Annotated in this window: 25 protein-coding genes and 1 pseudogene; 24 read left to right on the forward strand and 2 right to left on the reverse strand. The window is 62.8% G+C overall.

Annotation, left to right across the window (positions count from 1 at the left end; genetic code table 11):
* Nucleotides 1–385: 385 nt before the first annotated feature.
* The 14 genes from flhA (at nucleotide 386) to M1E04_RS08620 (ending at nucleotide 15,463) form a co-directional block, all read left to right on the forward strand.
* Nucleotides 386–2,515, forward strand: coding sequence for a flagellar biosynthesis protein FlhA (gene flhA / locus M1E04_RS08555; protein WP_065987309.1), 2,130 nt, complete (start codon nucleotides 386–388; stop codon nucleotides 2,513–2,515).
* Nucleotides 2,516–2,526: 11 nt separating this feature from the next.
* Nucleotides 2,527–3,870: a flagellar biosynthesis protein FlhF gene (gene flhF, locus M1E04_RS08560; protein WP_065987310.1), complete on the forward strand. Its 1,344-nt coding sequence runs from the start codon at nucleotides 2,527–2,529 to the stop codon at nucleotides 3,868–3,870.
* 117 nt (nucleotides 3,871–3,987) lie between these two features.
* Nucleotides 3,988–4,821, forward strand: a complete 834-nt coding sequence (fleN, locus tag M1E04_RS08565) for a flagellar synthesis regulator FleN (RefSeq protein WP_037011520.1) — start codon at nucleotides 3,988–3,990, stop codon at nucleotides 4,819–4,821.
* Entirely contained in the window at nucleotides 4,818–5,561 is a 744-nt protein-coding gene (gene fliA / locus M1E04_RS08570) for an RNA polymerase sigma factor FliA (RefSeq protein WP_065987311.1), read from the forward strand. Before fleN ends, fliA begins: the two co-directional genes overlap by 4 nt.
* Nucleotides 5,562–5,805: 244 nt before the next feature.
* On the forward strand, nucleotides 5,806–6,180 hold the full coding sequence (locus M1E04_RS08575) for a chemotaxis response regulator CheY (RefSeq protein ID WP_172612850.1): 375 nt from the start codon (nucleotides 5,806–5,808) through the stop codon (nucleotides 6,178–6,180).
* 19 nt (nucleotides 6,181–6,199) lie between these two features.
* Nucleotides 6,200–6,988, forward strand: a complete 789-nt coding sequence (locus M1E04_RS08580; protein WP_065987312.1) for a protein phosphatase CheZ — start codon at nucleotides 6,200–6,202, stop codon at nucleotides 6,986–6,988.
* A 144-nt stretch (nucleotides 6,989–7,132) separates the two neighbouring features.
* Nucleotides 7,133–9,460: a chemotaxis protein CheA gene (locus M1E04_RS08585; protein WP_456292757.1), complete on the forward strand. Its 2,328-nt coding sequence runs from the start codon at nucleotides 7,133–7,135 to the stop codon at nucleotides 9,458–9,460.
* Nucleotides 9,461–9,796: 336 nt separating this feature from the next.
* Nucleotides 9,797–10,969 (forward strand): protein-glutamate methylesterase/protein-glutamine glutaminase, encoded by a 1,173-nt coding sequence (locus tag M1E04_RS08590; protein WP_456292758.1) that lies wholly within the window; start codon nucleotides 9,797–9,799, stop codon nucleotides 10,967–10,969.
* Nucleotides 10,969–11,709, forward strand: a complete 741-nt coding sequence (locus M1E04_RS08595; protein ID WP_065987315.1) for a flagellar motor protein — start codon at nucleotides 10,969–10,971, stop codon at nucleotides 11,707–11,709. The genes M1E04_RS08590 and M1E04_RS08595 overlap by 1 nt, the downstream gene beginning before the upstream one ends.
* Nucleotides 11,710–11,716: 7 nt before the next feature.
* Nucleotides 11,717–12,598, forward strand: a complete 882-nt coding sequence (gene motD / locus M1E04_RS08600; RefSeq protein WP_065987316.1) for a flagellar motor protein MotD — start codon at nucleotides 11,717–11,719, stop codon at nucleotides 12,596–12,598.
* A 37-nt stretch (nucleotides 12,599–12,635) separates the two neighbouring features.
* Nucleotides 12,636–13,424 (forward strand): ParA family protein, encoded by a 789-nt coding sequence (locus M1E04_RS08605; RefSeq protein WP_065987317.1) that lies wholly within the window; start codon nucleotides 12,636–12,638, stop codon nucleotides 13,422–13,424.
* A gap of 113 nt (nucleotides 13,425–13,537) precedes the next feature.
* Nucleotides 13,538–14,494, forward strand: coding sequence for a CheW domain-containing protein (locus tag M1E04_RS08610; RefSeq protein WP_369319320.1), 957 nt, complete (start codon nucleotides 13,538–13,540; stop codon nucleotides 14,492–14,494).
* Between the two features lie 84 nt (nucleotides 14,495–14,578).
* Nucleotides 14,579–15,058 carry a chemotaxis protein CheW gene (locus M1E04_RS08615; RefSeq protein ID WP_065987319.1) on the forward strand — a complete coding sequence of 160 codons (480 nt, stop codon included), beginning with the start codon at nucleotides 14,579–14,581 and terminating at the stop codon, nucleotides 15,056–15,058.
* Nucleotides 15,059–15,463 (forward strand): DUF2802 domain-containing protein, encoded by a 405-nt coding sequence (locus tag M1E04_RS08620; protein WP_456292759.1) that lies wholly within the window; start codon nucleotides 15,059–15,061, stop codon nucleotides 15,461–15,463.
* Between the two features lie 130 nt (nucleotides 15,464–15,593).
* Here M1E04_RS08620 and M1E04_RS08625 read toward each other — a convergent pair whose 3' ends face one another.
* Together M1E04_RS08625 and fliK are read right to left on the reverse strand one after the other, a co-directional pair.
* The gene (locus M1E04_RS08625; protein ID WP_065987321.1) at nucleotides 15,594–15,914 is read right to left on the reverse strand and encodes an EscU/YscU/HrcU family type III secretion system export apparatus switch protein; all 321 of its coding nucleotides are present in this window, start codon (nucleotides 15,912–15,914) and stop codon (nucleotides 15,594–15,596) included.
* Nucleotides 15,914–17,542 (reverse strand): flagellar hook-length control protein FliK, encoded by a 1,629-nt coding sequence (fliK, locus tag M1E04_RS08630; RefSeq protein ID WP_456292760.1) that lies wholly within the window; start codon nucleotides 17,540–17,542, stop codon nucleotides 15,914–15,916. The genes M1E04_RS08625 and fliK overlap by 1 nt, the downstream gene beginning before the upstream one ends.
* Before the next feature lie 161 nt (nucleotides 17,543–17,703).
* On the opposite strand from fliK, the gene ccmA reads away from it, so the two are divergent.
* From ccmA to M1E04_RS08680, 10 genes and pseudogenes are all read left to right on the forward strand, one after another.
* Nucleotides 17,704–18,339 (forward strand): cytochrome c biogenesis heme-transporting ATPase CcmA, encoded by a 636-nt coding sequence (gene ccmA, locus M1E04_RS08635; protein WP_192130044.1) that lies wholly within the window; start codon nucleotides 17,704–17,706, stop codon nucleotides 18,337–18,339.
* Nucleotides 18,336–19,007, forward strand: a complete 672-nt coding sequence (ccmB, locus tag M1E04_RS08640) for a heme exporter protein CcmB (protein ID WP_122536817.1) — start codon at nucleotides 18,336–18,338, stop codon at nucleotides 19,005–19,007. The genes ccmA and ccmB overlap by 4 nt, the downstream gene beginning before the upstream one ends.
* 165 nt (nucleotides 19,008–19,172) lie before the next feature.
* A complete protein-coding gene (locus tag M1E04_RS08645) occupies nucleotides 19,173–19,952 on the forward strand; it encodes a heme ABC transporter permease (RefSeq protein ID WP_456293165.1) in 780 nt (259 codons plus the stop codon).
* The gene (gene ccmD, locus M1E04_RS08650; protein WP_065987324.1) at nucleotides 19,949–20,125 is read left to right on the forward strand and encodes a heme exporter protein CcmD; all 177 of its coding nucleotides are present in this window, start codon (nucleotides 19,949–19,951) and stop codon (nucleotides 20,123–20,125) included. The genes M1E04_RS08645 and ccmD overlap by 4 nt, the downstream gene beginning before the upstream one ends.
* Nucleotides 20,122–20,595 carry a cytochrome c maturation protein CcmE gene (gene ccmE, locus M1E04_RS08655; RefSeq protein ID WP_369319317.1) on the forward strand — a complete coding sequence of 158 codons (474 nt, stop codon included), beginning with the start codon at nucleotides 20,122–20,124 and terminating at the stop codon, nucleotides 20,593–20,595. The genes ccmD and ccmE overlap by 4 nt, the downstream gene beginning before the upstream one ends.
* Nucleotides 20,596–20,598: 3 nt before the next feature.
* A pseudogene (locus M1E04_RS08660) lies at nucleotides 20,599–22,573 on the forward strand (heme lyase CcmF/NrfE family subunit).
* Nucleotides 22,570–23,106 (forward strand): DsbE family thiol:disulfide interchange protein, encoded by a 537-nt coding sequence (locus tag M1E04_RS08665; RefSeq protein WP_192130047.1) that lies wholly within the window; start codon nucleotides 22,570–22,572, stop codon nucleotides 23,104–23,106. The pseudogene M1E04_RS08660 and the gene M1E04_RS08665 overlap by 4 nt, the downstream one beginning before the upstream one ends.
* A gap of 98 nt (nucleotides 23,107–23,204) precedes the next feature.
* Nucleotides 23,205–23,675: a cytochrome c-type biogenesis protein gene (locus M1E04_RS08670; RefSeq protein ID WP_065987328.1), complete on the forward strand. Its 471-nt coding sequence runs from the start codon at nucleotides 23,205–23,207 to the stop codon at nucleotides 23,673–23,675.
* Nucleotides 23,672–24,877: a c-type cytochrome biogenesis protein CcmI gene (gene ccmI / locus M1E04_RS08675; protein WP_456292761.1), complete on the forward strand. Its 1,206-nt coding sequence runs from the start codon at nucleotides 23,672–23,674 to the stop codon at nucleotides 24,875–24,877. Before M1E04_RS08670 ends, ccmI begins: the two co-directional genes overlap by 4 nt.
* Before the next feature lie 31 nt (nucleotides 24,878–24,908).
* Complete coding sequence (locus M1E04_RS08680) at nucleotides 24,909–25,325, forward strand: hypothetical protein (RefSeq protein WP_456292762.1); 417 nt, start codon at nucleotides 24,909–24,911, stop codon at nucleotides 25,323–25,325.
* The last annotated feature ends 545 nt before the right edge of the window (nucleotides 25,326–25,870 follow it).

A 25,870-nucleotide genomic window follows, 5' to 3' on the forward strand; every position in this document is an offset into this window, starting at 1 on the left:
GGTGCAGGCTGAACGCAGGTCTCGCGGAGTAGGCCGAGCCGCATGGATGCGGCGAGAGCCGCCCCCCCGCCATGGATGGCGGATGGCGGCGGGCCCACGGAGCGGGACCGGAGTGAAGGAACCCCGACGACGGAGGGGCCCAACCAGGAGCAAGCACCTTTGGTTACTTGGGGTGCTTTTCCAAGTAACTCGCCGAAGGCGAAATGTCTGCCGTTAGGCAGATGCCTTTGATCTTGACTCATCCGGCACCCGACGGAAATCGCGGATCTGAATACTGGCACTCTGATATTTTCAACCCACTGTCAAATGTTGGACCCCTTCTTGCAATAACCCCGATACAACGCTTCGGCGTCAAAAGATTGATTTAACGCGCAGGTGCCCATCGGTGGAACGCTCACAACTCATCTCCCACGCCAGAACCGGATTGATCGGCCTGGGCCGTGGACAACTTGGCGTACCGCTACTGCTCCTCGTCATGCTCGCCATGATGATGCTGCCCATGCCGCCGTTCCTCCTGGACGTCTTCTTCACCTTCAACATCGCCCTGTCCATCGTCGTCCTGCTCGTCTGTATCTACGCCCTGCGGCCCCTCGACTTCTCCGTATTCCCGACCATCCTCCTCGTCGCCACCCTGCTGCGACTGGCCCTCAACGTCGCCTCCACCCGCGTCGTCATGCTCCACGGCCAGGACGGCCACGCCGCCGCCGGTAAAGTCATTCAGGCGTTTGGTGAAGTCGTCATCGGCGGCAACTACGTCGTCGGTATCGTCGTCTTCGCCATCCTCATGATCATCAACTTCGTCGTCGTCACCAAAGGTGCCGGGCGCATCTCCGAAGTGAGCGCGCGCTTCACCCTCGACGCCATGCCCGGCAAACAGATGGCCATCGACGCCGACCTCAACGCCGGCCTCATCGACCAGCCCGAAGCCAAACGCCGTCGCCTCGAAGTCGCCCAGGAAGCCGAGTTCTACGGCTCCATGGACGGTGCCAGCAAATTCGTCCGCGGTGACGCCATCGCCGGCCTGCTCATCCTCTTCATCAACCTCATCGGCGGCATGCTGGTGGGCATCCTGCAACACGGCATGACCTTCGGCGACGCCGGCAAGGTCTACGCGCTGCTGACCATCGGTGACGGTTTGGTGGCGCAATTGCCATCACTGCTGCTGTCCACTGCGGCCGCGATCATGGTGACCCGTGCGTCCGGTTCGGAAGAAATGGGCAAGCTGGTGGGCCGCCAGATGTTCGCCTCCCACAAGGCACTCGCTGTGTCCGCCGGGATCATGATCGTCATGGGCCTGGTCCCGGGCATGCCGCACTTCTCCTTCATCAGCCTCGGCCTGGTCGCCGCCGGCGGCGCCTACCTGCTGTGGAAGAAAGAGAACCAGGTCAAGCTCGCGGCGGTGCAGGAGGTCAAGCGTCAACAAGAGCTGCTGCCATCGCCGACCCGTGCGCAGGAATCCAAGGAGCTGGGCTGGGACGACGTCACCCCGATCGACATGATCGGCCTGGAAGTCGGTTACCGCCTGATTCCGCTGGTGGACCGCAACCAGGGTGGTCAATTGCTGGCGCGGATCAAGGGCGTACGCAAGAAGCTCTCCCAGGAGCTGGGCTTCCTCATGCCGACCGTGCACATTCGCGACAACCTCGACCTGGCGCCCAGCGCCTATCGCCTGACGCTCATGGGCGTGACCCTGGCCGAAGCCGAGATCTACCCCGACCGCGAACTGGCCATCAACCCCGGCCAGGTATTTGGCAGCCTCAACGGCATCACTGCCAAAGACCCGGCGTTTGGACTGGAGGCCGTGTGGATCGAAATCAGCCAGCGCGCCCAGGCGCAATCCCTCGGTTACACCGTGGTGGACGCCAGTACCGTGGTGGCGACCCACTTGAACCAGATTCTCTACAAGCACTCTCATGAACTGATCGGCCACGAGGAAGTCCAGCAATTGATGACCCTGCTGGCCAAGGGATCGCCAAAACTGGCGGAAGAGCTGGTCCCGGGTGTGCTGTCGCTGTCGGCCCTGCTGAAGGTGCTGCAGGCGCTGCTCGCCGAACAGGTACCGGTTCGCGACATCCGCTCCATCGCCGAGGCCATCGCCAACAACGCTGCGCGTAGTCAAGATACCGCCGCGCTGGTGGCTGCAGTACGGGTCGGATTGTCCCGCGCAATCGTCCAAAGCATTGTCGGCATTGAGCCGGAGCTGCCTGTGATCACCCTTGAACCAAGGTTGGAACAGATATTGCTAAATAGTCTGCAGAAGGCAGGTCAGGGTCAGGAAGAAGGCGTTCTCCTCGAACCGAGCATGGCTGAGAAACTTCAGCGCTCGTTGATCGAAGCGGCGCAGCGTCAGGAGATGCAGGGGCAGCCGGTTATTTTGTTGGTCGCAGGTCCGGTTCGCGCCATGTTGTCTCGCTTTGGACGGTTGGCTGTACCGAATATGCATGTTTTGGCTTACCAGGAAATTCCTGACAATAAGCAAGTCACCATCGTAGCGACTGTCGGGCCTAACGGCTGAGGTAGTGAGTCATGCAAGTTAAGCGTTTTTTCGCCGCCGATATGCGACAAGCCATGAAACTGGTTCGCGATGAGCTGGGCGCTGAAGCCGCCATCATCGGGAACCGGCGGATCGCCGGCGGCGTGGAACTGACCGCGGCCCTGGACTACAAGTTGTCTGCGCTGGCCCCCCGTGTGCCGAACATCGAACTCGAAGAAGAGCTGCGCAAGACTCAGTCGCGCATCGTCACCGCCCAGGCGGAGCTGACCCACCGCAGCGAGCTGGACACTGTCGCCAATCGCCAGTTGTTCGTCGGTCTGGCGATGGATGACAGCAAGCAGATCGAACCGACCCTGGAAGAACCGTTTCGCCCGTCGGTCCACGCCGCTGTTGCCGCCGAGCGTGCCGAACGCAACGCCGAGCCTGCCGTCGGCGACCGTGCCTACGAAGCGATGCGCTCCGAATTGAACGGCCTGCGCGAACTGCTGGAAGTCCAGCTGGGCTCGCTGGCCTGGAACCAGCTGCAAGGCAGCCGTCCGCAGCAGGCCAACCTGTGGCGCCGTCTGCAACGCGTTGGTCTCTCCGGCCCACTGTCTCGCGATCTCTTGGCGATGGTCCCGGAATCCGGTGATCAGGCTCACACCTGGCGCATGCTGCTGGCCCATCTGGCCCGCATGATTGCCACGCCGGACATCGAGCCACTGGAGGAGGGCGGTGTGATTGCCATGGTCGGCCCTGCCGGCATGGGTAAAACCACCACGCTGGCTAAACTGGCGGCCCGATATGTGTTGAAATACGGCGCGCAAAATATCGCGCTGGTGAGCATGGACAGTTTCCGCATTGGCGCTCAGGAACAGCTTAAAACCCTGGGCCGGATCCTCAATGTACCGGTCACCCACGTCGACCCGGGCCAGTCCCTGGCACAGGCGCTGGAGCCGCTGTTGCGCAAGCGCGTGGTGTTGATCGACACCGCCGGCCTGCAAGCCAGCGATCCGGCACTGCGTCTGCAACTGGAAACCCTCGCCGGCCGTGGCATCAAGGCGCGCAACTACCTGGTGCTGGCAACAACCAGCCAGAAGCAGGTGTTGTCAGCGGCTTATCACAGTTACAAACGTTGCGGCCTGGCCGGGTGCATCCTGACCAAGCTCGACGAAACGGCCAGCCTCGGCGAAGTGCTCAGCCTGGCCGTGACACACGAACTGCCTGTGGCCTATCTCACGGATGGCCCACGGATACCGGATGATCTGCATTTGCCGCGTCGGCACCAATTGGTGAGCCGGGCTGTGAGTGTGCAGATGCAGGAAGAGCCTAGCGAGGAAGCGATGGCGGATATGTTTGCGGATCTTTATCACAGCACCGGCAAGCGTGCGGGCTAGGTAGAGAAATGACAGTGGAATTTTCCTGCATCGATGGTCTGCCAGGCATTGTTCAGGCACTGAACGTGCAGCCCGACATGTGGCTTAGGTCTAAGCAAGACAAGGTAAACAATTAACATGGGCAGCATGCATCCCGTACAGGTTATCGCGGTGACCGGTGGCAAAGGTGGCGTAGGCAAGACCAACGTTTCAGTGAATCTTTCACTGGCGCTGGCCGAGCTGGGACGTCGCGTCATGCTGCTGGACGCCGATCTGGGTCTGGCCAACGTCGACGTATTGTTGGGTCTGACCCCCAAGCGCACCCTGGCTGACGTCATCGAAGGGCGGTGCGAGCTGCGCGATGTCCTGCTGCAGGGCCCGGGCGGCGTACGCATCGTGCCGGCGGCATCGGGCACCCAGAGCATGGTCCACCTGACCCCGGCGCAGCATGCCGGGCTGATTCAGGCTTTCAGTGACATCGGCGACAACCTCGATGTGCTGGTCATTGATACGGCCGCCGGCATCGGCGAGTCGGTCGTGAGCTTTGTCCGCGCCGCCCAGGAAGTGCTGCTGGTGGTGTGCGACGAGCCCACGTCGATCACCGACGCCTACGCCCTGATCAAACTGCTCAACCGCGATTACGGCATGAACCGCTTCCGCGTCCTGGCCAACATGGCCCAGAGCCCGCAGGAAGGGCGCAACCTCTTCGCCAAGCTGACGAAAGTCACCGACCGTTTTCTCGACGTGGCCCTGCAGTATGTAGGCGCCGTGCCGTACGACGAATGCGTACGCAAGGCCGTGCAGAAACAGCGCGCCGTGTACGAAGCGTTTCCGCGTTCCAAATGTGCCCTGGCGTTCAAGGCCATCGCGCAGAAAGTCGACACCTGGCCGCTGCCGGCGAACCCGCGCGGTCACCTGGAATTTTTCGTAGAACGCCTCGTGCATCACACCAGCGCAGGGCCCGTCTCATGACAGCAAGTGGCTATCGCATGTACAGCAAATCGTCCAAAGACTCCCAGTATGAGCTGATCGAGCGTTATGCACCGCTGGTCAAACGAATCGCCTACCACTTGCTGGCGCGTCTGCCGGCCAGTGTGCAGGTCGAGGATTTGATTCAGGCGGGCATGATTGGCTTGCTTGAAGTCTCGACCAAATACGACTCCACCAAAGGGGCCAGTTTCGAGACGTACGCGGGTATTCGTATCCGTGGCGCGATGCTCGACGAAGTGCGCAAGGGGGACTGGGCACCGCGCTCGGTCCACCGCAACACGCGCATGGTCAGCGACGCGATTCGTGCAATCGAAGCAAAAACCGGCCGTGACGCTAAAGATCACGAGGTTGCTGCCGAACTTGAATTGAGTCTCGACGATTACTACGGGATTTTGAACGATACCCTGGGCAGCCGCCTGTTCAGTTTCGACGACCTGTTGCAGGACGGCGAACACGAAGGGCTGCACGAGGACGGCGCGAGCCAGTCCCTCGAACCGTCGCGGGATCTGGAAGACGAGCGCTTCCAGGCCGCGCTGGCCGAGGCGATCGCCAACTTGCCCGAACGTGAACGCCTGGTCTTGTCGCTGTACTACGACGAAGAGCTGAACCTCAAGGAAATCGGTGAGGTCCTGGGGGTCAGCGAATCGCGTGTCAGCCAGCTGCACAGTCAATGCGCGGCGCGGTTGCGCGGTCGTCTTGGCGAGTGGCGCGCACGTTCGTGAATCAGGCGCAGGCCATGAGGCCTGCGTGTTTTGCTTGTAAGACCGGCTGTGCAAGACGTGAGCGGGAAGCAAAAGAGACACGGCAGGAGTCGGTCGAACCGGGTCGTAGATGATCCGGTTTCGCTGCGCTCGTTCCGGTCGATTGAAATCCCTTTTTCATGTTCGGCACAGCCGGTATTGATTGGACGCGCGTTCAGGTGCTGAACGCGTTAAAGACTGCTTGGAGGTCGAATTGGACAAGAACATGAAAATCCTCATCGTTGATGACTTCTCAACGATGCGGCGGATCATAAAAAACCTGTTGCGTGACCTTGGGTTCACCAACACGGCCGAAGCAGATGACGGACTCACCGCATTGCCCATGCTGCAAAGCGGCGCTTTTGACTTCCTCGTCACTGACTGGAACATGCCGGGCATGTCCGGCATCGACCTGTTGCGTCAGGTGCGTGCCGACGAGCGTCTGCGCAGTCTGCCGGTGCTGATGGTGACTGCCGAAGCCAAGCGCGAGCAGATCATCGAAGCCGCTCAGGCCGGTGTGAACGGCTACGTGGTGAAGCCGTTCACCGCGCAAGTGCTCAAAGAAAAAATCGAAAAAATATTTGAGCGCGTCAATAGCTGATGTCCGCTGCGAGGGCGCTATGGATTCCAAAGATTCGACAATGGGTGACTTTGAGTCAACCCTGAAGAAACACGCACAAGAGCTGGTCGCGAGCCTTGAAAAAGGCAAGTTCGGCGACGCCGTGCAACTGATCCATGAGCTTAACCAGACCCGCGACCGCGGCCTGTATCAGGAAGTCGGCAAACTGACGCGCGAGCTGCACAGCGCGATCGTCAACTTCCAGATCGACCCGAACATGCCCCAGGCCGAGGAGGTCTCCCAGATCACCGACGCCACCGAGCGGCTGTCGTACGTGGTCAGGCTGACCGAAAACGCGGCCAACCGGACCATGGACCTGGTGGAGCAGAGCACGCCGTTGATGCACGGGCTCAGTGACGACGCCAAGGCGTTGAGCGCCGATTGGGGACGCTTCATGCGCCGCGAAATCAGCGCCGAAGAGTTCCGTGATCTGGCCCGCCGCGTCGATGTGTTCCTGACCCGCAGCGAGAAAGAGACCACCGAAGTCTCCGCGCACCTGAACGACATTCTGCTCGCTCAGGATTACCAGGACCTCACCGGTCAGGTGATCAAGCGCGTGACCACGCTGGTCACCGAAGTCGAGCGCAATCTGCTCAAGCTGGTGCTCATGGCGAGCCAGGTGGACCGCTTCGCGGGCATCGAGCACGACCAGGAAATGTTCCGTCAGCAAAAAGAACAAGAAAAACTTCACTCCAAGGGTGAAGGTCCGCAGATTCATGCCGATAAACGTGAAGACGTTGTATCCGGACAGGATGATGTTGACGATCTGCTATCCAGCCTCGGATTCTGATTCGGTCATTCTGTCTCGGTCTTCAGGTTTTCTGTGAAAGTGGCTGCTGGACCCGCGCGCCAATGCTTCGACGAAAGCAATGCGCGCAGGCCGTCAGTGCAGCCTCCGGATCGGTTTGACGGTTAATTTTAGGAGCACCCCCCAATGAGCTTCGGCGCCGATGAAGAAATCCTTCAGGATTTTCTGGTAGAGGCCGGCGAGATTCTCGAGCTGTTGTCAGAGCAGTTGGTCGAGCTGGAAAGCCGGCCGGACGATGCGGACCTGCTCAATGCAATTTTTCGCGGTTTTCACACTGTAAAAGGGGGCGCCGGCTTCCTCCAGCTCAACGAGCTGGTTGAATGCTGTCATATCGCCGAGAACGTGTTCGACATCCTGCGCAAGGGTGAACGCCGCGTCGACTCGGAGCTCATGGACGTGGTCCTTGAAGCACTCGACACCGTCAACAGCATGTTCGGTCAAGTGCGCGAGCGCTCCAGCGTTACCCCCGCCACACCTGAATTGCTGGCCGCGCTGGCTCGCCTGGCCGAGCCTGCTTCGCAAGAGGAAGTGGCTGCAGCCCCGGTGGTCGAAGAGCCGGTGGCTGAAGCGCCGTCCGAAGACATCACCGACCTTGAATTCGAACAGCTTCTGGATTCGCTGAACGCCGTCAAGGCGCAAGCGGCGGGCGGTCCTGCACCGGTTGCCTCTGCCCCTGCGGCAGCCGCACCTGCCGCAGCGGCTCCCGCTACACCGGCGGGCGCTGCGGCCAGCGATGAAATCACCGACGCTGAATTCGAATCACTCCTCGATCAGTTGCATGGCAAAGGCCAGTTCGCCGTCGATGCCGTGCAACCGCCGGCGGCCGTGACGCCGTCTGCCGCACCGGCCAGTGACGAAATCACTGACGACGAATTTGAGTCGCTGCTGGATCAGTTGCATGGCAAAGGCTCGTTCTCGCCGGATGCCGTTGGTACTGCTGCTCCTGACGCCGCGGCTCATGCTGCTCCTGCTGCCGCTGCGCCTGCCGCGCCGGTTGCACCTGCGGCCCCGTCGAAAGCGGCGGCCTCGGACGAAATCACCGACAACGAATTCGAAGACCTGCTGGACCAGTTGCACGGCAAAGGCAAGTTCGAACCTGCGGTGGCCGCCGCGGCACCGGCTGCGCCTGCTGCACCGGTCAACAAGCCTGAGCCCGTGGCCAAAGCCGAACCCGCCAAACCGACGCCTGCTGCGGCGGCACCGGCCAAAGCGACGCCTGCCTCTGCGCCTGCTCCGGCGCGTGCTGCTGCTCCGGCGGCCAGCGAAAAACCGCCGGCTGAAGCCGAAACCACCGTGCGCGTCGACACCGCGCGGCTGGACGAAATCATGAACATGGTCGGTGAACTGGTGCTGGTGCGTAACCGCCTGGTGCGCCTGGGCGCCAACAGCGCCGATGAAGCCATGTCCAAGGCCGTGTCCAATCTGGACGTGGTGACTGCTGACCTGCAGACCGCGGTCATGAAGACCCGCATGCAGCCGATCAAGAAAGTGTTCGGTCGCTTCCCGCGACTGGTTCGCGATCTGGCGCGTCAGTTGAAGAAAGAAATCAGCCTTGAACTGGTGGGTGAAGAAACCGACCTGGACAAAAACCTCGTCGAAGCCCTGGCCGACCCGCTGGTCCACTTGGTGCGCAACGCGGTCGACCACGGTATCGAGTCGCCTGAAGAGCGCGAGGCGTCGGGCAAGGCCCGGAACGGTCGTGTGATTCTCTCGGCCGAACAGGAAGGCGATCACATCCTGCTGTCGATTTCCGATGACGGCAAAGGCATGGACCCTGCGGTCCTGCGTGCGATCGCGGTCAAGCGTGGCGTGATGGACAAGGACGCAGCGGATCGCCTCAGCGACACCGACTGCTACAACCTGATCTTCGCACCGGGCTTCTCGACCAAGACCGAGATTTCCGATGTGTCCGGGCGTGGCGTGGGCATGGACGTGGTGAAAACCAAGATCTCCCAGCTCAACGGCTCGATCAACATCCATTCGACCAAGGGCTTGGGCTCGAAGATCGTCATCAAGGTCCCGCTGACCCTGGCGATCATGCCGACGCTGATGGTCATGCTGGGCAATCAGGCCTTCGCGTTCCCGCTGGTCAACGTCAACGAGATCTTCCACCTGGACCTGTCGACCACCAACGTCGTCGACGGTCAGGAGGTGGTCATCGTCCGCGACAAGGCGCTGCCACTGTTCTACCTCAAGCGCTGGCTGGTCAGTTCGGCGGCTCACGAGGAGCAGCGCGAAGGTCACGTGGTGATCCTGTCGGTCGGCACGCAACGCATCGGCTTCGTGGTGGATCAGTTGGTCGGCCAGGAAGAAGTGGTCATCAAGCCGCTGGGCAAGATGCTGCAAGGTACGCCGGGCATGTCGGGCGCCACCATCACCGGTGACGGTCGCATCGCACTGATTCTCGATGTCCCGAGCATGCTCAAGCGCTACGCGGCACGACGGATTGGTTAGGCAGGATCGGCTTAAGCAGGCGGCTTTCGATGTTCTGTAGGACCGGCTTCAGCCGGGAAGAGGGCAGGGTGAACACCCTCGATTTTGTGGTGTGAAACCCGACGCCTTCTCAGTAGGACCGGCTTTAGCCGGGAAAGGGCCGGTATGGACACCATGGATTTTGCGGTGTGACATCTCACGCTTTCCCGGCTAAAGCCGGTCCTACAAATAGACCCGGTCCTGTTTTAAGCGCGAAAACCGGTCTCACTGGCCTGTCCCGTATCGCCAATGTGACCCAAGCTACGTGATTCAGGGCGCGCCGACCCTCAGGGGTGGCGCGCGCTCTTTGGAGTGTTTATGGCAGTCAAGGTTCTCGTCGTGGACGACTCGGGTTTTTTCCGACGTCGTGTTTCGGAAATTCTCTCTTCAGATCCCACGATTCAGGTGGTCGGTACCGCCACCAATGGCAAGGAAGCCATTGAACAAGCCCTGGCCCTCAAGCCCGACGTGATCACCATGGACTACGAAATGCCGATGATGGATGGCATTACCGCGGTCCGTCACATCATGCAGCGCTGCCCGACCCCGGTGTTGATGTTCTCCTCCCTGACCCACGAAGGCGCCCGAGTCACCCTCGATGCGCTGGACGCTGGCGCCGTGGATTTCCTGCCGAAAAACTTCGAAGACATCTCGCGCAACCCAGAGAAGGTCAAACAGATGCTGTGCGAGAAAGTACACAGCATTTCCCGCAGCAACCGTCGTTTCGGTGGTTACACCAGCACGCCTGCCGCAGCGCCGGCAGCGGCACCTTCCGCCTCAACGCCGGCACCGCGCAGCACGTCTGCCGCACCGAGCCCGTCACGTTCGGCGCCAGCCCCTGCGCCTCTGCGTACAGCCGCGCCAGCGCCGCAGCATCATGCACCGGCGTCCCATCACCACGCGCCGACGTCGGCTGCGCCCAAGCGCAAAGCCTACAAACTGGTCGCGATCGGCACGTCCACCGGTGGCCCGGTCGCCTTGCAGCGGGTGCTGACCCAACTGCCGGCCAATTTCCCGGCGCCCATCGTGCTGATCCAGCACATGCCGGCCGCGTTCACCAAAGCCTTCGCCGAGCGCCTCGACAAGCTCTGCCGCATCAGCGTCAAGGAAGCCGAGGACGGCGACCTCCTGCGTCCCGGTCTGGCACTGCTGGCCCCGGGTGGCAAACAGATGATGGTCGACGGTCGCGGCGCGGTGAAAATCCTGCCGGGCGACGAGCGCCTGAACTACAAGCCGTGCGTCGACATCACCTTCGGCTCGGCGGCGAAATCCTACAGTGACAAAGTCCTCGCCGTCGTCCTCACCGGGATGGGCGCTGACGGCCGTGAAGGCGCGCGTCTGCTCAAGCAGAGCGGCAGCCAGATCTGGGCGCAGGACGAAGCCAGCTGCGTGATTTACGGCATGCCCATGGCGATCGTCAAAGCCGAACTGGCCGACGCCGTTTACAGCCTCGACGACATCGGGCGCCACCTGGTGGAGGCCTGCAGCTGATGGATGTCTTGACGCTCATAGGGATCATCCTGGCGTTCGTCGCGATCATTGGCGGCAACTTCCTGGAAGGCGGGCATCTGGGCGCCTTGCTCAACGGCCCGGCCGCGCTGATCGTGCTTGGCGGTACGCTGGCGGCCTGCCTGGTGCAGACGCCCATGAGCGCGTTCAAGCGGGCGATGCAGATCTTCATCTGGATTCTGTTTCCGCCACGCATCGACCTGGCCGGCGGCATTGATCGCGTCGTGTCCTGGAGTCTCACTGCGCGCAAAGAGGGCCTGCTGGGCCTCGAAGCCGTGGCGGACTCGGAGCCCGATGCCTATTCACGCAAAGGCCTGCAACTGCTGGTCGACGGCGCTGAACCGGCGGCCATTCGCGGCATTCTGGAAGTGGACTTCATCACCCAGGAAAGCCGCGACATTCAGGCCGCGAAGGTCTACGAAAGCATGGGCGGCTATGCGCCCACGATAGGCATCATCGGCGCCGTCATGGGCCTGATCCATGTGATGGGCAACCTGGCCGACCCCAATCAACTGGGCAGCGGTATCGCTGTCGCGTTTATTGCCACCATTTATGGCGTAGCGTCTGCCAACCTGTTTCTTCTGCCGGTGGCGAACAAGCTCAAGGCCGTGGCGATCCGCCAGTCGCGCTACCGCGAAATGCTCCTCGAAGGCCTGCTCTCGATTGCCGAAGGCGAGAACCCGCGCTCGATCGAACTGAAGCTGCAAGGCTTCATGGAGTGATGGACTGATGGCCCGCCGACGTCGCCACGAAGAGCACGAAAATCACGAACGCTGGCTGGTGTCCTACGCGGACTTCATCACCTTGCTGTTCGCTTTTTTCGTGGTCATGTATTCCATCTCGTCGCTGAACGAAGGCAAATACAAGGTGCTCTCCGAGGCGCTGGTCGGGGTCTTCAATGAGCCTGAGCGCAGTGTCAGGCCGATCCCCATTGGCGAGCAGAAACCGCAGACCGTACGACCCGCCGACCCGCTGGTTCAGGACAGCGACCAGACCGACGCCGCCCTGGGTCAGGCTGCGGACGACCCGCTGAAATCGATTGCCGATGACGTCAACGCGGCGTTCGGTGACCTGATCGCTTCCAAGCAGATGACCGTGCGTGGCAATGAGCTGTGGATCGAGATCGAGCTCAACTCCAGTCTGCTGTTCGGCAGCGGCGACGCGATGCCGAGCAACCAGGCGTTCGACCTGATCGACAAGGTCGCGAAAATCATCAAGCCGTTCGACAACCCCGTACACGTCGAAGGCTTCACCGATAACCAGCCGATCAACACCGGGCAGTTCCCGACCAACTGGGAGCTGTCGTCGGCGCGTTCATCGAGCATCGTGCGCATGCTGGCCATGGACGGGATCAACCCGGCGCGGCTGGCCTCGGTCGGTTACGGCGAATTTCAGCCGCTGACCTCCAACGCCACCGCTGACGGCCGCGCGCGCAACCGCCGCGTGGTGCTGGTGATCTCGCGCAACCTGGACGTGCGCCGCAGCCTCACGGGCTCGGGCACCACGGCCAATGCAAAACCGGATGCTGCGCTGCGCCGTGCTGGCACACAAACTGCACCGGTCCCGGCCAAGCCGCCGCAAGGCGTCAAATCTTCGTCATCTGCCCCTTAAACCCGGTCGTCGCTTTGGTCGGGGGGAAAACGAGTACATGAGAGTCTGGGCAGTAGCCAATCAGAAAGGCGGGGTCGGCAAGACCACCACCTCCATCGCTTTAGCCGGCTTGCTGGCAGAGGCGGGCAAGCGCGTGGTCGTGGTGGATCTCGATCCCCATGGCTCGATGACCAGCTATTTCGGGCAAGATCCCGATACGCTGGAACACAGCAGCTTCGACCTGTTCCTCAACAAGGGCGTGGTGCCTGAAGGGTTGCCTGGCCAGCTGCTGCTGCCGACCAGTGACAAACGTATTTCCCTGCTGCCGTCGAGCACCGCGCTGGCCACCCTTGAGCGCCAGTCGCCGGGGCAGAGCGGCCTGGGGCTGGTGATTGCCAAGAGTCTGGCGCAGCTGTGGCAGGACTTCGATTACGCGATCATCGACAGCCCGCCGTTGCTCGGCGTGTTGATGGTCAACGCCCTGGCGGCGAGCCAGCAACTGGCGATCCCGGTGCAGACTGAATTCCTGGCGGTGAAGGGCCTGGAGCGGATGGTCAATACGCTGGCGATGATTAATCGTTCGCGCAAGGTGCCGCTGCCGTACACCATCGTCCCGACGCTGTTCGACCGCCGCACCCAGGCGTCGATGAGCACCCTCAAGCTGCTGCGTGACAGTTATCCGGACCACGTCTGGAATGCGTTCATTCCGGTCGACACGCGGTTGCGCGATGCCAGCCGCGCCGGCGTGACGCCTTCGCAGTTCGACAACAAGAGCCGTGGCGTGCTGGCCTACCGCGCGTTGCTCAAACACATGCTCACCGAACAGCTTGTCGGGCAGGTGGCCTGAGTGTCCGCTGATCATTATTTGTCGAGCGGCGCGTCTGCACGCTCAAGTCCATCGGCTATGCAGCCGATATCTGTTTCAGGCGGCAATCGCATCACTACTTTTCGGGCTCCCGTATGAACCGCCCCCTGGACATCGCTACACGACCACAACTGGCGCTGCAGAACTACCTTGACGCGTTGCTGTTTGACGCGACCGAGGAGTTGCAGGTCGTCGAGTCCGTCGATGAATTTCAAGCGGCCGTGCTCGAAGAGCAGGCCCATGACGCACGCATGCGTTCCGCGGTAGCGGCGGCTGTGGCTGCCGCGTTGCCCCCTGGGCTGCCGGCGTCCCAGCCAGCTCCGATGAGCCGGCCTGCGCCGGTGTCGCTGGCCTATACGGCTCAGCCTGAACCGGCCGCCGCGCGGGTGATGGAACGGCCAGTGGTGATGCCACCGGTGATTCTGCCGCCGGTCATCATGCCGGAGGTCGAGCCTGCGGTTGAGAGCCCGGCCCTTGAGGCCCGGGTGGTGGAAGAACCACCAGTGGCCCTGGTCGAGCCGGTGGTTGACGTGCATCTGTCTGCCCAGCGCACACCGACGCCTCCGCCCACCGGCGATGAGCGCCCGGCCTGGGCTGCCGAGCCGTTCGAATGCCTGCTGTTCGACGTCGCCGGTCTGACCCTCGCGGTGCCGCTGGTGTGTCTGGGTTCGATTTACCCACTGGCGGGCCATGATCTGACGCCGCTGTTCGGCCAGCCGGACTGGTTCCTCGGGATCCTGCCCAGCCAGGCGGGCAACCTGAAGGTATTGGACACCGCGCGCTGGATCATGCCGGACCGGTACCGCGACGATTTCCGTCAGGGCCTGCAATACGTGATCTCGGTTCAGGGCTATGAATGGGGGCTGGCCGTGCACCAGGTCAGCCGCTCGTTGCGCCTGGACCCCAATGAAATCAAATGGCGCACCCACCGTGGTCAGCGGCCCTGGCTTGCCGGGACGGTGATCGAGCACATGTGTGCGCTGCTGGACGTTTCCGAGCTGGCCGAGCTGATCGCCAGTGGCGCGGTCAAGCACATGCACACGCGCAAATAGCATCAGTCATCACGCACATCACATAAACACAGGCCGGCGTACGAATCGTCGACCGCACGGCACAACACGCAAGGGGTTAGGGGTATGAAGAAGTCGTCAGCACAGGGTTCCGAAGATCCGATTCTGCAATGGGTCACCTTCCGCCTGGACAATGAGTCGTATGGCATCAACGTGATGCAGGTTCAGGAAGTGCTGCGCTACACCGAGATCGCACCGGTCCCGGGCGCGCCAAGCTACGTGCTGGGGATCATCAACCTGCGCGGCAACGTCGTCACTGTCATCGACACCCGTCAGCGCTTTGGTCTGCCGCCGGTTGAAGTCAGCGACAACACGCGTATCGTGATCATCGAGGCCGACAAGCAAGTGGTCGGGATCCTGGTCGATAGCGTGGCTGAAGTGGTTTACCTGCGTCAGTCGGAAGTCGAAACCGCGCCGAACGTGGGCAACGACGAATCCGCCAAATTCATCCAGGGCGTGTGCAACAAGAACGGCGAACTGCTGATCCTCGTGGAACTGGACAAGATGATGTCCGAGGAAGAGTGGTCCGAGCTGGAGAACATCTGATTGATTCTTGATGTAGCGGTCATTTTTCTGGCGGTGTTGTGGGTCGCGAGCGTCGCGATGTTCATGGCCCACACCAAACGCTTGCGCACGCTGGCCGTGCAGCAGCTGGAAGCGGATTCGCTGCGTGATCAGCGCATCCGTGAGCTGGCCCGGCGCCTGGAAAATTACCAGGGTGGCACGGTGAAAATGGGTGAGGAACTGCACGAGTTGCGTTCCACCATCGCCCTGCTGCCGGACAAGATCACTGCCCTCGAGCAGCGCGATCCTTCCACGCTGTCCTTCGCCCAGGCCGCCCGCCTGGTCGGGATGGGCGCCAGCATCGACGAGCTCACCCAATCCTGCGGCCTGACCCAGGCCGAAGCGCAGCTGATGACCAAGATGCATGGCGGCAATCGGGGCGCCTGAATGGCGGGAATCGCGAATTCCGGATGATGCGACTGATGTCTTCCCGGCTGAAGCCGGTCCTGCCGGGTACGCGTTTTTTAGTGGGACCGGCTTTAGCCGGGAAGGCGTCCGTTAAGGCGCCGTGCATATTTCACCGAGGGGTGATATCCCGCTCCACCGGCCCTGCATTCGGGTCAAAGCCCACCGGAAACTTGCCTTTCAAGTGCCAGGCAAACGCGATGATTTCCGCGATGGTCAGGTACAGCTCCTGAGGAATGCTGTCGCCCAGTTCCAGGCGGGCGAGCATTTTCACCAGTTCGGCGTTTTCGTAGATCGGCACCTTGTACTCCCTGGCAATCGCCAGAATGGCTTCCGCCAGGGTGTCGTCGCCCTTGGCCGTCAGCGTCGGGGCCTGGTGGCCGTCGTAGCTGAGGGCAATGGCCTGACGCGGTGTCTGTTCGGGTCTGCTCATCAGGCGTTCTCGTCGATCCAGCGTTGTTCGAGCACGGCGCGTGGCCCCTGGGGCGGTACGCCGCGATTGCATTCCAGTTCCTTGACGTTCAGACCGCATGCCACCAGGCGCGCACGCAGATTGCCCAGCTCGCTGGAAATCAACTCGGCGCTGCCTTCGCGTTCAGCCCATAACTGGCTGGCGATGCTGCCGGCAATCAGTTGCGCCTGCACGTGCAACGGGCCGAGAGGCTCCAGATCAAACGCCAACTCCAGCCGCCAGAGTTTTTCTCGCTCCCTGGCTTCCTGCGCCGGCGTATCGGCATGCTCATCGCGCTCGGGCGTCTCCTCGCGCTGAACCTTGACCTGCAACGGCACGATGTCGTGGGCGTTGCGCATCGGGATCTCCAGCTGCCAGGTGGTCACCTGGGTGCCGTCGGCATGGGTCCGGGTTTGCTTCAGGCCACCCAACTGATGGCTCTGCAGCCGCGATATCGCCCCCGCCGCCAGTTTCAACAGCATCTCCAGATCGTCTTTGCTTTCCGGATGGCCGAGGGTGCGCGGTGGTAATGGGAAGTTGATCGTTTCGCTCGGCGGCGCCACCAGCCCCAAGGTGCCGAAGGCGCTGCGCAACACGCTGGGCATCGCCCGCGCCAGGGTGTTGCCGGCGGCGGCAGCGCTGTAACTGACGCTGTCCGGCAGGCCCGGCAGAATTTGCGTGATCAGGCGCAGCAGGTTGGCTTTCATGTCCGGCACCAGCGTCGGGTTCTGCCCGGCCAGCAAACGCGGTTCCATGAACAGGCCGCTGGCATTCAGCGCCTGGGCCACGCCCTTGGCAGTGGTCATCTGCGGGACGTCCGGCAGATCGGCCAACAGTTGCTCGATGCTGGCCCGCAGTGACGGCGAAAGGTTGTCGCCATCGGCCGGTGGCGGCAGGTTCTGCAGGGCGGTGATCAGGCCCTGCAGCGAGCCCTGCCGGCTTTGTTGTGTCGACAACTGCTGCGCCAGGGCCAGTTCATCCAGACGATTGGGCAGGGCGACGAAATTCAGCGCCTGACTGTTCTGCACCTGGGCGCTGAGCAGACTGCCGACCCGCAACGGCTGCGGGCTGTCGACGGTCAGGCTGGTGCCGGCCAGGGCCGTGTTGAGCAGGATGACGATGGAGCGGTAATTCGCCGGCTGCGCCCCGCCCGACGATTGCCCGGGGGATTGCCCCGCCAACTGCGCGACATTCTGCGCCGCCACCTGAGTGGTCAGCACTTTGCCTTGCAGCAGCGTGCCAGCGGGCAGTTGCCGCGTGTCGATGCTGGTCAGGCTGTTGGTGGCGGCTTTCTGCAGGTCCTGCACGCTGATGGTCAGGGTGTCGGCCGAGCCCTGGGCGACGTTGACGCTGGTGCCCGGCGTCAGCGGCAGCGAACTGCTGACGGGCAGGGTGGTTTGCCGGCCGTTGTCCATGGTCAGTTTGAGCAAGAGCTGAAAGTCCTGCCCCAGTTGCTTGAGGCTCACCACTTCAGCGCTGGCCACCTGACCTGAGGACAACAGCCCTTCGCGCGGCTCCATCAGCTTGAGCACTTCGCCCGCCGGCACACCTGCGCGCAGCAAGGCCGTGGCCACGTTTACTGGAGAAAGATTGGGTATATCGCCTGTCATCAGATCCCGACTCGGTGAATTTGCGCTCTGGGTGGCGGGCCCGGGTATGTATAATCCGGCACCGACTGCGTCGGCGGTCCACCGTTAAGCTGCACCAGTATAACGGCCGTCATGATCCCGACTTGAACCGCCGTGCCGCTGCTACCGAAAAGAAGGTCCCGATGCCGATCCCCGTTCTTGAAGCCGTGGCGCTGACTTGCGAGCGTGACTGGCGCCTGCTGTTCGAGCATCTCGAATTGCGGCTGAGCGCGGGCGACATGGTGCAGATCAGCGGCCCCAACGGCAGCGGCAAGACCAGCCTGCTGCGCCTGTTGTGCGGACTGATGCAGCCCACCGCCGGCGATGTGCTCCTCGACGGCAAGCCCCTTGCCAGCCAGCGTAGCGAACTGACCCGCCACCTGCTGTGGATCGGCCACGCCGCCGGCATCAAAGACGTGCTCACACCCCTGGAGAACCTCGCCTGGCTCTGCGCACTGCACACCCCCGTGGCGGCCGCCGAGATCTGGCGCGCCCTCGAAGCGGTCGGCCTGCGCGGGTTTGAAGACGTGCCGTGCCATACCTTGTCGGCCGGCCAGCGCCGTCGGGTGGCACTGGCCCGCCTGTATTTGCCGGGCCCCGGCCTGTGGATGCTTGACGAGCCCTTCACGGCGCTGGACAAGCAGGGTGTCGCCCAACTGGAAGCGCACCTGGCCGCTCACTGTGAAAAGGGCGGCGCCGTGGTCCTGACCACTCACCACACGCTGAGTCGCACCCCCTCTGGTTATCGCGAGCTGGACCTGGGGCAGTGGGCGGCATGAGTCACGTGTTCACCCTGTTGATCGCCCGCGAAGCGCGCCTGCTGTTTCGGCGCCCGGCCGAACTGCTCAACCCGCTGGTGTTCTTCGCCATCGTCATCGCCCTGTTTCCCCTGGCCGTCGGCCCTGACACGCAACTGCTGCAGCGGCTGTCGCCGGGGTTGGTGTGGGTGGCCGCGCTGTTGTCCGTGCTGCTGTCACTGGACGGCCTGTTCCGCAGTGATTTCGAAGACGGCTCCCTCGAACAATGGGTGCTGTCGTCGCAACCGCTGGCGCTGCTGGTGCTGGCGAAGGTGCTGGCGCACTGGGCGTTTTCCGGGCTGGCACTGGTTCTGCTGTCCCCGCTGCTGGCACTGATGCTCGGCCTGCCCACCGCGTGTTTGCCGGTGTTGCTGCTGTCGCTGTTGCTGGGCACACCGGTGTTGAGCCTGCTTGGCGCGGTGGGCGCGGCCTTGACGGTAGGGCTCAAGCGCGGCGGTCTGCTGTTGGCGCTGTTGATTCTGCCGCTGTACATCCCGGTGCTGATTCTCGGCAGCGGCGCCTTGCAGGCTGCCCTTGAGGGCATGCCCGCGACCGGTTATCTGCTTTGGCTTGGCAGCCTCACCGCACTGGCGGTAACCCTGACGCCCTTTGCAATTGCCGCTGGTTTGAAGATCAGCGTTGGCGAATAATCGCACCCTGACCGAGCGGACAGTTTTTCCGTCGGCAGGTCACGGACGCTTCAGCCATAAGAAGCGCCTTGCCCTGACAGCAACTCGTGCTGAGACGCACCGTTATAAAGAGCACCGTGATGAAAAGGCAGCGTGATGAACACAAGCGCCAAGGCTAAAGGCGGCATGAGTTGGGCCTGGTTCCACAAACTCGGTTCGCCCAAATGGTTTTACGGCATCAGCGGCCGTCTGCTGCCGTGGCTGAGCATCGCTGCGGCGCTGTTGATCGGCATTGGCGTGGTCTGGGGCCTGGCGTTCGCGCCCCCGGACTATCAGCAAGGCAACAGTTTTCGCATTATCTATATCCACGTGCCGGCAGCGATGCTGGCCCAGTCCTGCTACGTGATGATGGCGGTGTGCGGCGTGGTCGGGCTGGTCTGGAAGATGAAAATGGCCGACGTCGCCCTGCAATGCGCGGCGCCCATCGGTGCGTGGATGACTGCCCTGGCGCTGGTGACCGGCGCGATCTGGGGCAAGCCGACGTGGGGGTCGTGGTGGGTCTGGGACGCGCGGCTGACGTCGATGCTGATTCTGCTGTTTCTGTATTTCGGCCTGATCGCGCTGGGCAACGCGATCACCAACCGCGACAGCGCCGCCAAAGCCTGCGCCGTGCTGGCGATTGTCGGCGTGATCAACATCCCGATCATCAAATACTCGGTGGAGTGGTGGAGCACCCTGCACCAGGGCGCGACCTTCAGCCTGACGGAAAAGCCCGCCATGCCCGCTGAAATGTGGCTGCCCCTGCTGTTCACCGTGCTGGGGTTTTACTGCTTCTTCGGGGCGGTGCTGCTGATGCGCATGCGCCTGGACGTGCTCAAGCGCGAGGCCCGCGCCGGTTGGGTCAAAGAGGCCGTAGCGAAGCACCTTGGCCACACCACGTCCCCTCGCCACGGAGCCGAACGATGAGCTTCGAGTCTTTCAGTGATTTTCTCGCCATGGGCAAGCACGGGCTGTATGTCTGGTCGGCCTATGGCATCTGTTTCACCGTGCTGGCGATCAATGTCCTGGCACCGGTTTTCGCGCGTCGGCGTTACCTGCAACAAGAGGCGCGCCGTCTGCGCCGGGAGAGCATTACGTGAATCCGCTGCGAAAAAAGCGCCTGTTGATCATCCTGGCGATCCTCGCCGGGGTCGGCATCGCGGTCAGCCTTGCACTCAGCGCGCTGAAGGAAAACATCAACCTGTTCTACACCCCGACTCAGATCGCCAGCGGCGAAGCGCCCCGTGACACGCGGATTCGCGCCGGCGGCATGGTGGTCCAGGGCTCGCTGCAGCGCTCGCCGGATTCCCTGGACGTGACGTTTGCCGTCACCGATTTCAACAAGTCGGTGCCCATCACCTATCGCGGCATCCTGCCGGACCTGTTCCGTGAAGGGCAGGGGATCGTCGCCCTCGGCAAGCTCAATGCCGACGGCGTGGTTGTCGCCGATGAAGTGCTGGCCAAACACGACGAGAAATACATGCCGCCGGAAGTCGCGAAAGCGCTGAAAGACAGCGGCCAGCCCGCACCCGCCGCCACGCCCGCCGCTCTCCCGGACAAACAGGGGTAAACGATGATTCCCGAACTCGGCCACTTGGCCATGATTTTGGCCCTGTGCTTCGCCATCGTGCAGGCCGTCGTGCCGCTGATGGGCGCCTGGCGCGGCGACCGCCTGTGGATGAGCCTCGCCCAGCCCGCCGCATGGGGGCAGTTTGCCTTTCTGGTGTTTGCCTTTGGCTGCCTGACCCACGCGTTCATGGTTGATGACTTTTCCGTGGCCTACGTCGCCGAAAACTCCAACAGCGCGCTGCCCTGGTACTACAAGTTCAGCGCCGTGTGGGGGGCGCACGAAGGCTCGTTGCTGCTCTGGGCGCTGATCCTCGGTGGCTGGACCTTCGCCGTGTCGATCTTTTCCCGGCAATTGCCCCAGGTCATGCTCGCCCGTGTCCTGGCCGTGATGGGCATGATCAGCGTCGGCTTTCTGCTGTTTCTGATCCTCACCTCCAACCCGTTCAGCCGCATCCTGCCGCAGATTCCCCAGGACGGGCGCGACCTCAACCCGTTGCTGCAAGACATTGGCCTGATCGTTCACCCGCCGATGCTGTACATGGGTTATGTCGGTTTTTCCGTGGCGTTTGCCTTCGCCATCGCCGCGTTGCTTGGCGGTCGTCTTGATGCAGCGTGGGCGCGGTGGTCGCGGCCGTGGACCATCGTCGCCTGGGCCTTCCTCGGCGTTGGCATCACCCTGGGTTCGTGGTGGGCCTATTACGAATTGGGCTGGGGCGGCTGGTGGTTCTGGGACCCGGTGGAAAACGCCTCGTTCATGCCATGGCTGGTGGGCACGGCGCTGATTCACTCCCTGGCGGTCACCGAAAAGCGCGGCGTGTTCAAAAGCTGGACCGTGCTCCTGGCCATTGCGGCGTTTTCGTTGAGCCTGCTGGGCACCTTCCTGGTGCGCTCCGGCGTGCTGACGTCGGTCCATGCCTTCGCCTCCGACCCGGCCCGTGGCGTGTTCATCCTGATCTTTCTGCTGATGGTGGTCGGCGGCTCACTGACCCTGTTCGCTCTCCGCGCGCCAGTGGTGAAGAGCCACGTCGGTTTTGGCCTGTGGTCGCGGGAAACTTTGCTGCTGGGCAATAACCTGGTGCTGGTGGTGGCCGCGTCGATGATTCTGCTCGGCACCCTGTACCCGCTGGTGCTGGATGCGCTGAGCGGGGCGAAGATGTCGGTCGGCCCGCCGTATTTCAACGCGTTGTTCGTGCCGCTGATGGGCTTGCTCATGGCGGTGATGGCGGTGGGCGTGCTGGTGCGATGGAAGGACACGCCGGTCAAATGGCTTATGGGCATGCTCGCGCCGGTGTTGGTGGGCAGCGCGGTGCTGGCGGTGATCGCCGGGTTTGCCATGGCCGACTTCCACTGGGCGGTGCTTGCCACCTGTTTGCTCGCGGCCTGGGTGCTGCTGGCCGGCGTGCGCGACCTGTTCGACAAGACGCGGCACAAAGGCCTGCTCAAAGGCATGCGTTCGCTGACCCGCAGTTACTGGGGCATGCAAGTGGCGCACCTCGGCATCGCGGTGCTGGCGCTGGGCGTGGTGCTGTCCAGCCAGAACAGCGCGGAACGTGACCTGCGCATGGCCCCCGGAGAATCGGTGGACCTGGGCGGCTACACGTTTGTGTTCGAGGGCGCTCAGCATTATCAGGGCCCGAATTTCACCTCCGATCGCGGTACCCTTCGCGTGCTGGAAGACGGCAAGGAAATCACCGTGCTGCACCCGGAAAAAACGCCTGTACACCGTGCAGCGTTCGATGATGACCGAGGCCGGTATCGACGCCGGTTTCACCCGCGATCTGTACGTGGCGCTGGGCGAACCGCTGGAAAACGGCGCGTGGGCGGTGCGTGTCCACGTCAAGCCGTTCGTGCGCTGGATCTGGTTTGGCGGGTTGATCACCGCGCTGGGCGGGGTGCTGGCGGCGCTGGATAAACGATATCGCGTCAAAGTCCGCGCGAAAGTGCGCGACGCACTGGGCATGACGGGAGCGGCGGTATGAAACGCTGGATGTTGCTGGCGCCGCTGGTGTTGTTCCTCGGCATGGCGGGGTTGCTGTACCGGGGTTTGTATCTGGATCCATCGGAACTGCCGTCGGCGCTGATCGGCAAACCCTTCCCTGAGTTCAGCCTGCCCGCGGTGCAGGACGGCAAGCCGCTGACCCGCGCCGACCTGCTTGGCAAACCGGCACTGGTTAACGTCTGGGGCACCTGGTGCGTGGCCTGCCGCGTCGAGCACCCGGTGCTGACCAAGCTGGCGCAACAGGGCGTGGTGATCTACGGCGTCAACTACAAGGACGTTAATGCCGAGGCGCAGAAGTGGCTCAAGGCGTTTCACGACCCGTATCAGCTGAACATCAACGATGAGGCCGGCAGCCTGGGGTTGAATCTGGGTGTGTATGGCGCGCCGGAGACCTTTTTGATCGATGCCAAGGGTGTCATTCGCTACAAGCATGTCGGCGTGATCGACGAGACGGTCTGGCGCGAGAAGCTGGCGGGCCAGTATCAGGCGCTGGTGGATGAGGGTAAGCCATGATCAGGCGCGATGATGTGCCGGCTGGTCGGGCCTCTTCGCGAGCAAGCTCGCTCCCACAGGGGTTCGGCGGTGTGTCTGCTGGCTTGCTCCTCAAGGGAGTGCGGCGATGGGCTGCTGCTGCGGTGTTGGCGCTCGGTTTTGCAGGTGTTGCTCAGGCGGCGATTGATGCCTACACCTTCAAGGACGACGCCGAGCGTGCCCGCTATACCGAGCTGACTCGCGAGCTGCGCTGCCCGAAATGCCAGAATCAGGACATCGCCGATTCCAATGCGCCCATCGCCGCAGACCTGCGCAAAGAGATCTACCGCATGCTCGGCGAAGGCCGGAGCAATCAGCAGATCATCGATTTCATGGTCGATCGCTATGGCGAGTTCGTGCGCTACAAGCCCGAGCTCAATGCCCACACCTGGCTCCTCTGGTTCGGCCCGGCCGGGCTGCTGGCGGTTGGCGCGGTGTTGATTGGTGTGATCGTCGTGCGCCGCCGTCGCTCAGGCCGCGAAGACGCCGATGTGCTTTCCGACGAGGAGCGTCAGCGCCTCGCCCACTTGCTGGATAAAAACCGCGAATGATCGATTTCTGGATGGCCGCCGGCCTGCTGTTGCTGGTGGCCCTGAGTTTTCTGCTGATCCCGGTGGTGCGCGGCCGCCGCGTACAAACTGAAGAAGATCGCACCGCCCTCAACGTCGCCTTGTATCAGGAGCGCATCGCCGAGCTGCAAGCGCAGCAGGAGGAGGGCGTGCTCTCGGTGGCGCAACTGGACGGCGTTCGTGCCGAGGCTGCCCGTGAATTGCTCGCCGACACCGAAGGCGTGGAGGGCGAGCGGGTTTCGCGCCTGGGCAAGCCGCTGCCGCTGCTCGCCGCGATTCTGGTCCCGGTATTGGCGTTGGGCCTGTATCTGCATTTCGGCGCATCGGACAAGGTCGAGCTGACCCGAGAGTTCTCCCAGCCGCCGGGTTCGCTGGCGCAGATGACCGAGCGGCTGGAGCGTGCGGTCAAGGCGCAGCCGGATTCCGCCGAGAGCGCGTACTTCCTTGCGCGGACCTACATGGCCCAGGATCGCCCGGCCGATGCCGCGCGGATGTTCGAGCGCGCGGCCAAGCTGGCCGGCCGTCAGCCCGAACTGCTGGGGCAATGGGCCCAGGCGCTGTATTTCGCTGGCAACAAGGCCTGGAGCCCGCAGATTCAGGGGATTGCCGAAGAAGCGCTGAAGCTCAATCCCAAGGAAGTCACCAGCCTGGGCTTGATGGGCATCAACGCGTTTGAAAGCCAGCAGTTTGATCAGGCAGTCAGTTACTGGACGCGTTTGCTGGCCGTGTTGCCGCCGGACGATCCCTCCCGTGGGGCGCTGGAAGGCGGGATCAAACGTGCCAAAGACAAGCTCGTGCAAAGCGGCGGCAAGCTGGAAGACACCCAGCCGTTGGCGGTGCAGGCCGCACGCATGAAGGTGCGTGTCACGCTGTCTGCGGCGTTGAAAGCCAAGGTCCAGCCGGGCGACACGGTGTTTGTGTTCGCCCGCGCGGTGTCAGGCCCGCCGGCGCCGCTGGCGGTCAAGCGCGTGACCGTGGCCGACTTGCCGGTGGAGGTCGAGCTGAGCGACGCCGACGCGATGATGCCGCAGCTGAAACTGTCGAACTTCGCCGAAGTCCAACTCGTGGCCCGGGTGTCCCGCGCCGGTCAACCCACGGCGGGCGAATGGATCGGCCGCAGCCAGCCGTTGCCGAGCAATGTGACGGCGCTGCAGACCCTGACCATCGACAGCCCTGATCAGTAACCTCCGTTAACGCAGCGAGTAGAGAGCCCTTATGTATCGCGTCGCCCGTTTTGCCTTGTTGAGTCTGGTGGTGGGATTGACCGCAGCCTGTTCGGTGCAGCATCCAGGGCCGCAGAGTTCCGAACCGATCCCGACCGTTCCTGGTCCGTCGCCAACGCCGCAGCCCGGCACCCCGCGCACTGCGCCGCAGACACCGCCGTCGACGCCGATCCCTGCGCCCGGCCCGAAAACGTCTTCGCACTTCGCGCCGCCGCCGGGTGGTAACAGCCACTGGGATGCGCGTCTGGGTGTGCATGTGCTGGATAACGTGCCGAACACGTTCTATCGCCAGCGCACGTACTACCGCTGGAATGATGGCTGGACCTGGTCGACTTCGCCAAGTGGCCCGTGGCAAGAGACCGATGCCAGCGGTGTGCCGCCTGGGTTGAGTAAGCAGTTCGGGAATTGAGTCTTGCTGCGACAAGATTAAGAGCGTCTGCCTGGGGGCAGACTGTTTCGCCTTCGGCGAGTTACTTGGAAAAGCACCCCAAGTAACCAAGGGTGCTTGCTCCTGGTTGGGCTCCTCCTTCGTCGGAGTACCCTCACTCCGACGACGCTCCGTGGGCCCGCGCCGAACGGACATCCATGTCCTGACGGCGCTCTCGCCGCATCCATGCGGCTCGGCCCACTGCGCGTCGTCTGCGCTCGGCCTGCACCAAAGTCGCGTTTGGCGGTGTTTGAGCCTTTTGCGTATGAAGATCAAAAGCAGATCAAAAGCTTCCTGGCTGAAGCCGCTCCTACGGACGTGCGAGGTCTGTTAGTGGGACCGGCTTCAGCCGGGAAGAGGCCGGGTTGCTCACCATCAATTCTGATTGTTCCCACGCTCTGCGTGGTAACGCCGCCCCGGACGCTCCGCGTCCCTCAGACGACCCGCATTTAGGCCTGGAGAGGTGACGCGGAGCGTCACGGGATGCATTCCCACGCGGAGCGGGGGAACGATCAAAGATCACCGGA

It is taken from the genome of Pseudomonas sp. AK106, assembly GCF_053903055.1.

What these genes read in the sequence shown, in the direction of transcription:
- M1E04_RS08615 (WP_065987319.1), top strand. Translation starts at nt 14,579, where the DNA reads ATGAAGAAGTCGTCAGCACAGGGTTCCGAAGATCCGATTCTGCAATGG.
- M1E04_RS08610 (WP_369319320.1), top strand. Translation starts at nt 13,538, where the DNA reads ATGAACCGCCCCCTGGACATCGCTACACGACCACAACTGGCGCTGCAG.
- M1E04_RS08680 (WP_456292762.1), top strand. Translation starts at nt 24,909, where the DNA reads ATGTATCGCGTCGCCCGTTTTGCCTTGTTGAGTCTGGTGGTGGGATTG.
- fliK (WP_456292760.1), bottom strand. Translation starts at nt 17,542, where the DNA reads ATGACAGGCGATATACCCAATCTTTCTCCAGTAAACGTGGCCACGGCC.
- ccmA (WP_192130044.1), top strand. Translation starts at nt 17,704, where the DNA reads ATGCCGATCCCCGTTCTTGAAGCCGTGGCGCTGACTTGCGAGCGTGAC.
- M1E04_RS08575 (WP_172612850.1), top strand. Translation starts at nt 5,806, where the DNA reads ATGAAAATCCTCATCGTTGATGACTTCTCAACGATGCGGCGGATCATA.
- M1E04_RS08645 (WP_456293165.1), top strand. Translation starts at nt 19,173, where the DNA reads ATGAGTTGGGCCTGGTTCCACAAACTCGGTTCGCCCAAATGGTTTTAC.
- M1E04_RS08605 (WP_065987317.1), top strand. Translation starts at nt 12,636, where the DNA reads ATGAGAGTCTGGGCAGTAGCCAATCAGAAAGGCGGGGTCGGCAAGACC.
- ccmI (WP_456292761.1), top strand. Translation starts at nt 23,672, where the DNA reads ATGATCGATTTCTGGATGGCCGCCGGCCTGCTGTTGCTGGTGGCCCTG.
- fleN (WP_037011520.1), top strand. Translation starts at nt 3,988, where the DNA reads ATGGGCAGCATGCATCCCGTACAGGTTATCGCGGTGACCGGTGGCAAA.
- fliA (WP_065987311.1), top strand. Translation starts at nt 4,818, where the DNA reads ATGACAGCAAGTGGCTATCGCATGTACAGCAAATCGTCCAAAGACTCC.
- M1E04_RS08665 (WP_192130047.1), top strand. Translation starts at nt 22,570, where the DNA reads ATGAAACGCTGGATGTTGCTGGCGCCGCTGGTGTTGTTCCTCGGCATG.
- ccmB (WP_122536817.1), top strand. Translation starts at nt 18,336, where the DNA reads ATGAGTCACGTGTTCACCCTGTTGATCGCCCGCGAAGCGCGCCTGCTG.
- flhF (WP_065987310.1), top strand. Translation starts at nt 2,527, where the DNA reads ATGCAAGTTAAGCGTTTTTTCGCCGCCGATATGCGACAAGCCATGAAA.
- motD (WP_065987316.1), top strand. Translation starts at nt 11,717, where the DNA reads ATGGCCCGCCGACGTCGCCACGAAGAGCACGAAAATCACGAACGCTGG.
- M1E04_RS08580 (WP_065987312.1), top strand. Translation starts at nt 6,200, where the DNA reads ATGGATTCCAAAGATTCGACAATGGGTGACTTTGAGTCAACCCTGAAG.
- M1E04_RS08625 (WP_065987321.1), bottom strand. Translation starts at nt 15,914, where the DNA reads ATGAGCAGACCCGAACAGACACCGCGTCAGGCCATTGCCCTCAGCTAC.
- M1E04_RS08585 (WP_456292757.1), top strand. Translation starts at nt 7,133, where the DNA reads ATGAGCTTCGGCGCCGATGAAGAAATCCTTCAGGATTTTCTGGTAGAG.
- M1E04_RS08595 (WP_065987315.1), top strand. Translation starts at nt 10,969, where the DNA reads ATGGATGTCTTGACGCTCATAGGGATCATCCTGGCGTTCGTCGCGATC.
- ccmD (WP_065987324.1), top strand. Translation starts at nt 19,949, where the DNA reads ATGAGCTTCGAGTCTTTCAGTGATTTTCTCGCCATGGGCAAGCACGGG.
- M1E04_RS08590 (WP_456292758.1), top strand. Translation starts at nt 9,797, where the DNA reads ATGGCAGTCAAGGTTCTCGTCGTGGACGACTCGGGTTTTTTCCGACGT.